Source organism: Streptomyces niveiscabiei (assembly GCF_001419795.1).
In the GTDB taxonomy this organism is placed as follows: domain Bacteria; phylum Actinomycetota; class Actinomycetes; order Streptomycetales; family Streptomycetaceae; genus Streptomyces; species Streptomyces niveiscabiei.
Genome location: NZ_LIRL01000884.1, coordinates 1 through 8,207 on the forward strand (window position 1 = coordinate 1; position 8,207 = coordinate 8,207).

Consider the following 8,207-nt stretch of genomic DNA (forward strand, 5'->3'; position numbering starts at 1 on the left):
GGCCCCCGCTACTCCAACCCCGCCCGCTTCCGCTCCTCCGTCGTCAACGGCGCGTCCGTCAGCGGTGGTTGGAGTGGGCCGAGCGCGGCGGCCAGCAGCACCGAGGGGGCCAGCAGGACATGGCCCCCTCGCTCCAGCGCGGTCACGTCGGTGACCGCCCGGGCGATCCTCCCGTTGCCCGTCGCCGTGTGGAGCAGCCGGCCCACGTACGCCGCGAGGACGCGGTCCCTGAGGGTGGGCCCCGCCTTCGTGGCGCCGGGGTAGAAGACGTCCATGCCGAGGGCCAGGTCCCAGGCCGCCGACGCCGGGCGGGACACCGCCTTCTGGATCCGACGGGACAGTCCCGGCGCGCCCAGACTGTGACGGCGTGTCACATCCCGCAGGATCACGGCCTGTTGCGCGGCCACCGACATGCCGTGACCGTAGATCGGGTTGAGGGCGCACAACGCGTCCCCCAGCACGGCGTAGTTGTCCGGCCAGACCCGTGAACGTTCGTAGTAGAAGCGCCGGTTGGTGGTGGTCCGGGTGAAGGAGGCGTCGGTCAGCGGGGTCGCTCGCGCGATGAGGTCGGCCATGACGGGGTGCCGCAGCGTACGGGCGTAGGCGCTGAACTCCTCGGTGTCCGCGCTGGGTTCGGCGCCCCGGCTGCCGAACAGGGTGATGAGCCAGGTGCCGTTCTCGATGGGGAGCAGGACCCCGCCCCTGCCGGGTGCGCGGGTGCGCGGGTCGGGCTGGACGTTGACCACGGGGAACGGCCCGTGCGCGGCCTCGGGCGCGCGGAAGAGGCGGGTGGCGTAGGCGACACCGGAGTCGACCTCGCGGCGCTGCGGTTCGGGGAGGCCGAGTTCCTTGAACCAGTGGGGAGTTCGGGAGGCCCGGCCGGTCGCGTCCACGAACAGGGCCGCTTCCAGGGTCCGTTCGGTGCCGTCCCGGTGGCGGACCCTGACGCCGGTGACCGCCCGCCGTGTCCCCGTCGGCCCCAACACCTCCGTCTCCTGGAGGAGTTGGATGCGCGGGTGGGCGAGGACCGCCTCGCGGACCGTCGCGTCCAGGAGATCCCGGCTCGCCAGCAGCATGTGATGGGACTCCGGCCAGCGGCGGTACCAGCCGTGCGGGGAGAGGACCACCATGTCGGCGGTCACCGGGTGGCGCCGTACGCCTGCCTCGGCGAGGCGGGAGGCGATGCCGGGGACCAGGTCGGTGAGGGCGCGGGCGCCGCCGGACCAGAGCTGGTGGGCGTGGCGCGCCTGCGGGAGGCCCTTGCGGGGAGCGGCGCCGTCGGGGAGCAAGTCCCTTTCCACGACGGTGACTTCCGTCGCCGTCTCGGCGAGGGCGCGGGCTGCGAGAAGCCCGGCGAGCGAGCCGCCCAGGACTACGGCGGTGCGGGTCATGGGCGGTTGCTTTCTGCGGGCTTCCCGGAGACAGCGGGTTTCCGGGCGGAGGTGGGTTGTTGAGGATCGGCGGCGGCTTCCCGGGCGGCGGCTTCTTGAGGAGCGGCCGGCGTCCGGGCGGCGGCGGGCTCTTGACCGGCAGCGGAGCCGAAGGCTTCCGGCGCGGCGGGCTCCTGAGCACCGCGGGTCCGACGGGCCGCAGCGCGCACCGCGGCGACCTCGTCCGGCCGGCGCAGCGCGCGGGAGACGTCGAGGATGGTCTGGAGCAGGCCGGTCGGGTCGGGATGGTCGGCGGCGTCGGACCACGCGGCGTCCGCCGGGCGGGCCACCGCGTCCTCGATCGCGACGGCCGCGGCCAGCGCGCGGGCCCGCTCGACGGGGTGCCCCAGCGCCACAGCCGCCTCGTAGGCGCGGCCCGCCCGGGCCCCGTCCAGGCGGCGGGTCAGCGTGAGCAGGACGTCCCGGATGAACGTCTCCCGCCGGATCAGGCGCAGTTCGGCGCCCGCGCGCAGGGTGAACGGGACGCCGGACCCCTGTGCCCGCTTCAACAGCACGTACAGCGGGCGCAGTTCGATGCGAGTGCGGTGCAACAGCCAGCGTTCGCCCAGGTATTGGCCGGTGTGCGGGAGGATGAAGCCGAGGGCGACCAGCACCGCAGACAGGCACGCGACGAGCGGCGCCACCGTCGTACTCAGCCGGTCCAGGTCGTTGCCGGTCCAACGGGCCACGACCGCCGCGATTTTGAGGGCGTCGAAGACCAGGTTGAGGGCGTAGCCGATGACCAGGAACACCAGCCCCGAGCGCAGCCACGCGTCGAGGCCCTCGGTGCGCACCCAGTTCCAGATGAGCCGGCTCGTGACCAGGACGGCGACGCAGTGCGCGAGGAGGTAGAGGACGATCTCCTCCCGCATGAAAGGGGTGTTGGCGTAGTACGTGTCCAGGTCGCGGACCCGCTCGACGGGCACGTCCGCGAGGAGGAACAGCACCCACAGCGCGGCGATGACCCCCGAGTAGACGCCGATCACCCACCGCATGGCGCGCCGCGTCGAGGGCGTCAGGTCCGAAAGGCCGTTGCGCCAGGCGATGATGAGCAGCAGACACGAACCGGCGAACGCGGTGAGCAGCGAATAGCACCACGGCGCCGAGATGTTGGGCACGCCCGTGACGCGGTTCGTCCAGCGGATCGTCGACGGCGCCACGAACACGAACACCGCGCAGGCGAGCAGCAGCAGACCGCCGACCGCGCGCAGCAGGGGGTCGCGCCACAGCCGTACGATCGTCGGCAGCTTGATGGCGAGCGCCGCGCACAGCATGACGGTCGGCACCCAGAAGGAGACCGCGACCGGATCGACCCTCATCGGCTCCGGCCCCCGAACCCGGGGTACCCGAGCAGCCGTTGGGCGGTGCCGGGCACCAACTCGCCGTTCTCCGGGCGCAGATAGGGGCGTACGGCGGCGGCGAGCCGGTGGCCGAAGTCGTCGGCCTCGGCCTCGTCGACCTTGCGGGAGCCGTCCCGGGCGGCGGCCGTCAGGGGGACGCCCTCCCAGCCGGACAGCGCGTCCACGGCGGCGTGCCGATGCCGGTGCCGGGCGTGCAAGTGCCACAACTCGTGCCCCAGGATGACGAGTTGCTGCACCTCCTCGGCCCGCTCCTCGACGATGACCAGGTCGGAGTCCTGGAACTCCACCCACAGTCCGGTCACGTCGATCTCGTCGGGGAAGCGCTCGAACCGGACCTCGACCCGCCGCCCGCCCCGCCGCGCGGTCATCTCCTCGCACAGCGCGTGGCACAACTCCCGTGCGCCGGACGGGCGTCGGTCGCGCCGGCCGAGCCCCTCCAGCAGGTCGGAGGTGAGCCCGCGCATGGCCGAGCCGGTCCTCGCCCGCCGCAGCGCGGAGGTGAACCGGGCCGAGCCCGCGATGTCCATCGGTGCCCCCTTCTGACTGCCCTGCGGCAGCCGGTCCGAGACTACGCGGGTGGATGTGTCCGCGTCATGAGGGAGCGGTGGAAATCGACGTCCGCCCCCACCGGCGGATCGGGCACCCCCCCACCGGCGGTCGCGCGGCCCTACCGGCGGATCGTCCGCCCCCGGTACAGCCGACCAGGGACATCCGTGAAGACCAGGTCCAGGCCGACGCCGTCGCGCTCGGCGTGCAGGTGGAGGTGCGGCTCGGTCGTGTTGCCCGAGTTGCCGACCTCGCCCAGGAGTTGACCGGTGCGGACGATGTCGCCGGGGCGCACGGTGACCGAACCGGGGCGCAGGTGGGCGAGTTTGACGATCTCGTGCCCGGTGTCGAGGAACACATGGTTGCCGTACAGGGGCTGATAGCGGATCTCGCCGGGCCGCTGGTCGCCGACCGCGCCGGCCGCGGAGACCACCCGGCCGTCGCAGGGGGCGTGCACGGCCCGCCCGTACGCGGCGTACGCGGACGCGTCGCGACCGGGCCCGGTACGGGTGCCGAGCGGGCCGAGGCCGACGAGGTCGACGGCGCCGCGCTGCTCGGGGACCCGCGCGTGGTGGTTGATCAGCGCGCCGCCGCCCTGGAGGACGTACCAGGTGCCGTCCAGCGGGAAGCGCAGCGGCCTCGACAGGCTCATACCCCAGCGGTAGCGGCGCGCGTACGTCACCAGAGCCACGGCGCCGAGCAGGAGGCCCGTACCCAGGACCAGGGGTACTCCAGGACTACCCGTGGGCAGGTCCGGCAGGCGTACGGCGGAGGCGAGGGCGGTGGCGACGGCCGCCGTGACGGCGAGCCGGCGCGGGGTGCGCGGCTGCTGGGCGGGGGCTCCCCAGCCGCCGGCGAGGACGAGGAGCGCGGCGAGGACGCACAGGTCGCCGAGCCAGGTGAGGCGGTCGTCGGCGCCCCAGAGCGGCAGGACGATCCACAGGGCGACCGGGGAGAGGAGAAACGCCCAGGTCAGGGGTGCGGGCAGGCGTCGTACCTGGCGGGCCGGGGCGTAGGGGGCGTGTTCGAAGAGCAGGCCGGTCAGCTCGCCGTCGGGTGTGGTCGCCGCCCAGGCCCGGACCCGGTCCGGGCCGCCGCCGCGCAGGAGCAGGCCGTCGGGGCTGTCCTCGACGGCCTCGAAGCCGCCGATCCGCTCCAGGGTGGCCTGGACGACCTCCTCCAGCCGCTCGGCGCCGACCGCCTCGGCCACGGTCGGGGCCAGCGCGGGCCGGTCGGCCGGGGGTGCCGTGAGGAAGCGGGCCAGGGCCGCGGCTTCCGGGGGGAGGTCGGGCATCGTGGGGGTCCTCTCTGAACCGGGGGACCTGCAAGACGATCAACGAGGTGGCGAGGTTTCCTCCCGGTGTTCACGTTCGGTGCGAGTCGCGTCGCACCCATTGACGTGAGACGGAAGTGAACCTACGGTCCCTGTTCGAAGTTACGAGCATTATTCGATATTTCGGACAAAATAAACGGGACTCGAAGAGCAAGGGCAGGCAATGGGACGACCTGACCTGAATCGCAGGCACCTTCTCGCAGCGGCCGGCGGCCTCGTGGTCGCGGGCAGCTTCGGCTTCGCCGCGCTCGGCAGCGGAGCCGACGCACTCGCCTCCGGCTCACGGACGCGCGTGCGCTACTGGAACCTCTTCCAAGGGGGCGACGGCGGCAACATGGTCGCCATGGTCGACGCTTTCCGCAAGGCCAACCCCGGCGTCGACGTCAAGGACTCCACCCTCTCCTGGGGCGGCCCCTACTACACCAAGCTCGCCATGGCCGCCGCCGGCAACCGGGCGCCCGACCTCGGGATCATGCACCAGGGCCGGGTCCCCGGCTTCGCACCGGGCCGGCTGCTCGACCCCTGGGACATGAACCTCCTCACCAAGTACGGCGTGAAAGAAGCCGACTTCAACCCGGTGCTGTGGCAACGCGGCCTCGTCGGCGGCGAGTTGTACGCCCTGCCGCTCGACATCCACGCGCAGCTCAACTTCTACCGCAAGGACGTCTGCCGCAAGGCCGGGCTCCTCGACGCCAACGACCGCCTGCCGGAGGCGACTTCGGTCGACGCCTGGTTCGACGTCCTCAAAGCGGCCAGGAAACAGCTCGAGCCCGGCGTACAGACCCTCGGGCTGCACGCCAACGACCAGAACTTCTCCTGGTGGTTCTTCGTCGCCTTCTACCAGCAGCTCGGCGGGAGTTACTTCGACGACGCGCGCACCGACACCGTCTTCGACACCGAAAAGGCCACCGAGGTACTGGAGTTCCTCCGCAAGCACGTCACCGACGGGTACGTCACCGTCGGCGCCTCGGACGGCGAGGCGTTCATCGCCGGGTCGCCGTTCGCGTGGGAGGGCAACTGGTCCGTGCCGTACTACGGGAGCGCCAAGGTCGAGTTCGGGGCGCAGCCCCTGCCGCCCGTCTTCGGCAGGCCCGCCACACACGTCGAGTCGCACTCCTTCGTCCTGCCCCACCAGTCCGACCGGGGCGGCGCCGCGAACGACGGGGCGCACCGGCTCGCCGCGTACCTCGTGAAACACGCCACCGCCTGGGCGGGCGGCGGCCATGTCCCCGCCTATCTCCCGACGTTCAGGGATCCGGAGTACCTCAAGCTCAGTCCGCAGAACGAGTACTCCCGGCCCGCGATGGACCACCCGGCGACCGAGCCGCACATCTGGTTCGCGGGGTCGACCGGCGTCCTGGCCAACAAGGTCGGCCCGATCATCGCCGCCTCCAACCTCGGCTCCACGAAGCCCGCCGACGCCGCCCGCCGCATGAAGAGCGCGCTGGAGAAGCTGCTGGAGTCGAAGAACCCGATGGACGGACTGACCGCCGCGCAGGAGGCGAAGGGGGAGGGCGCGTGAGAGCCGTATACCGCAAGGGAGTTGACGCATGAGCAGCACCGGAGTCCTCGGCGCCCGCGCCGCGCGCCCCCGTACCGCCACCGCCGCCGACTCGGCCAGGGCCCGCTGGGGCCGCCGCTTCCAGCACGGCGGCTGGTTCGTCGCCCCCTTCTTCGTCCTGTACGGCCTGTTCGTGCTGCTGCCGGTCGTGCGCGGCCTCTATCTCAGCCTCACCGACGCGAACATCTCCGGCGACCGCACGAGCTTCGTCGGACTCGCCAACTACCGTGAGGCGCTGGGGGATTCCCTCGTCTGGTCCTCGCTGTGGCACAGCGTCGAGTTCACCCTGTACGTGGTCCCCGCCATCGTTGTCGTAGCGCTCCTGATGGCCCTGATCGCGCACCACGCCGCGCACTTCAAGTGGGTGTGGCGGCTGTGCTTCTTCGCCCCGTTCCTGCTGCCCTCGGCGGTCATCGGCAACCTGTGGTGGTGGCTGTTCCAGCCGACGAACGGCATGGTCAACCACGTCCTCGGCCTCGACACCCCCTGGCTCACCCAGAAGTCGACGGCGATGCTCGCGGTCGTGATCGCCACCCTGTGGTGGACGGTCGGCTTCTCCTTCCTCCTCTACCTGGCCGCGCTCCAGGCGGTACCCCAACACCTGTACGAGGCCGCCGAGTTGGACGGCGCGAACGCCTTCAAGCGGCTGCTGTACATCACCGTCCCGAGCCTCAGGAACATCACCGGGCTCGTCGTCTCGCTCCAAGTCCTCGCCTCGCTCCAGGTGTTCGACCAGGTGGTGGTCATGTACCAGTTCACCCCGGGCCCGGAGGAATCGACGCGCACGTTCGTGCAGTACACCCTCGAAGAGGGCTTCACCAACTACCGCGTGGGATACGCCTCGGCGATCTCCATGGTCCTGTTCGTCATCGTCGCGGCCGTCGCACTCGGCCGGATGTGGCTGCTGCGCAACCGAGAGGAGGCGGGCACCCGATGAGCGACACGCCAACTCCCGTGCTCCGCAAGCCCCGTAGCACCTGGACGCCCGGACAGATCGCGCTGACCGCCGTCGCGGCCGGCCTCTCCCTGATCTGGCTCGCACCCCTCGCCTGGGCGCTGTCGACGTCCCTCAAGACCACCGAGGAGTCGGTCGCCGCACCCCACTGGATCCCGAAGGACTTCACCCTGGAGTCCTGGAAGGCGGTCATCGAGGCCGGCAACATCCCCAACTGGTTCGTGAACTCGGTGGTGGTGTCGGTCTGCGTCACCGTCATCGTCCTGATCGTCTCCGCCCTCGCCGGATACGGCTTCGCCCGCACCGAATTCCGGGGAAAATCAGCCCTGTTGGCGCTCACCATGGCCGGCCTGATGTTCTCCCCGGCGATCCTCGGCGTGCCGCTCTTCACGACCGTCCAGTCCCTCGGCATGGTCGACACGTACTGGGGGATGATCCTCCCGCAGTGCGCGCCGGCCGCGATGGTCTACATCCTGTACAAGTTCTTCCAGTCCCTGCCACGGGAGTTGGAGGAGGCGGCGTTCATCGACGGCGCCGGGCGCTGGCGGATCTTCTTCACGATCGTGCTGCCGCTGTCCAAGCCGTCCCTGTCGGCGGTCGGCATCTTCACGTTCATCGCGTCCTGGAACAACTTCCTGTGGCCGTACATGGTGACGAACAACCCCGACCTGATGACCATGCCGAACGGCATCGCCACCGTCCAGAACGCGTTCGGCATCGTCTGGCCGCAGCTCATGGCCGGCGGCCTCATCGCCGGACTGCCGCTGATCATCGTCTTCGTCTTCTTCCAGAGCCAGATCGTGCGCGGCGTCGCCCACACCGGTCTGGCCGGACAGTGAGAAGGACCCCCATGCGCCTGAGGATGGCGACACTCCTGGCCGCCGCGCTGCTCGCCTTCACCGCCACGACGACGAGCGCCACCGCTACGCCGCGTGCCACCCCTACGACGGCGAGCGCCGCCCCCGTCTACCCCGACCCCCAGCCCATCACCGGCCAGCAGATCATCCACGACCCCACCGTC

7 protein-coding genes are annotated in these 8,207 nt (G+C 71.2%); 3 read left to right on the forward strand and 4 right to left on the reverse strand.

Going from position 1 to position 8,207, the window contains the following annotated elements:
- Nucleotides 1–8: 8 nt before the first annotated feature.
- The 4 genes from AOK24_RS36230 to AOK24_RS51595 form a co-directional block, all read right to left on the reverse strand.
- Nucleotides 9–1,391: an FAD-dependent oxidoreductase gene (locus AOK24_RS36230; protein ID WP_055724209.1), complete on the reverse strand. Its 1,383-nt coding sequence runs from the start codon at nt 1,389–1,391 to the stop codon at nt 9–11.
- Nucleotides 1,388–2,749: a hypothetical protein gene (locus tag AOK24_RS36235; RefSeq protein ID WP_055724210.1), complete on the reverse strand. Its 1,362-nt coding sequence runs from the start codon at nt 2,747–2,749 to the stop codon at nt 1,388–1,390. Before AOK24_RS36235 ends, AOK24_RS36230 begins: the two co-directional genes overlap by 4 nt.
- Nucleotides 2,746–3,318, reverse strand: a complete 573-nt coding sequence (locus AOK24_RS36240) for a toxin-antitoxin system, toxin component family protein (protein ID WP_107104128.1) — start codon at nt 3,316–3,318, stop codon at nt 2,746–2,748. The genes AOK24_RS36235 and AOK24_RS36240 overlap by 4 nt, the downstream gene beginning before the upstream one ends.
- A gap of 140 nt (nt 3,319–3,458) precedes the next feature.
- Nucleotides 3,459–4,631 (reverse strand): M23 family metallopeptidase, encoded by a 1,173-nt coding sequence (locus tag AOK24_RS51595; protein WP_055724211.1) that lies wholly within the window; start codon nt 4,629–4,631, stop codon nt 3,459–3,461.
- Between the two features lie 202 nt (nt 4,632–4,833).
- Between AOK24_RS51595 and AOK24_RS36250 the strand changes: the two genes are divergently transcribed.
- Genes AOK24_RS36250 through AOK24_RS36260 form a run of 3 tightly spaced genes read left to right on the forward strand, consistent with a single transcriptional unit; the run spans nt 4,834 to nt 8,025 of the window.
- Nucleotides 4,834–6,192 (forward strand): extracellular solute-binding protein, encoded by a 1,359-nt coding sequence (locus AOK24_RS36250; protein ID WP_055724212.1) that lies wholly within the window; start codon nt 4,834–4,836, stop codon nt 6,190–6,192.
- 28 nt (nt 6,193–6,220) lie between these two features.
- Entirely contained in the window at nt 6,221–7,168 is a 948-nt protein-coding gene (locus tag AOK24_RS36255) for a carbohydrate ABC transporter permease (protein ID WP_055724213.1), read from the forward strand.
- Complete coding sequence (locus tag AOK24_RS36260; RefSeq protein WP_055724214.1) at nt 7,165–8,025, forward strand: carbohydrate ABC transporter permease; 861 nt, start codon at nt 7,165–7,167, stop codon at nt 8,023–8,025. Before AOK24_RS36255 ends, AOK24_RS36260 begins: the two co-directional genes overlap by 4 nt.
- The last annotated feature ends 182 nt before the right edge of the window (nt 8,026–8,207 follow it).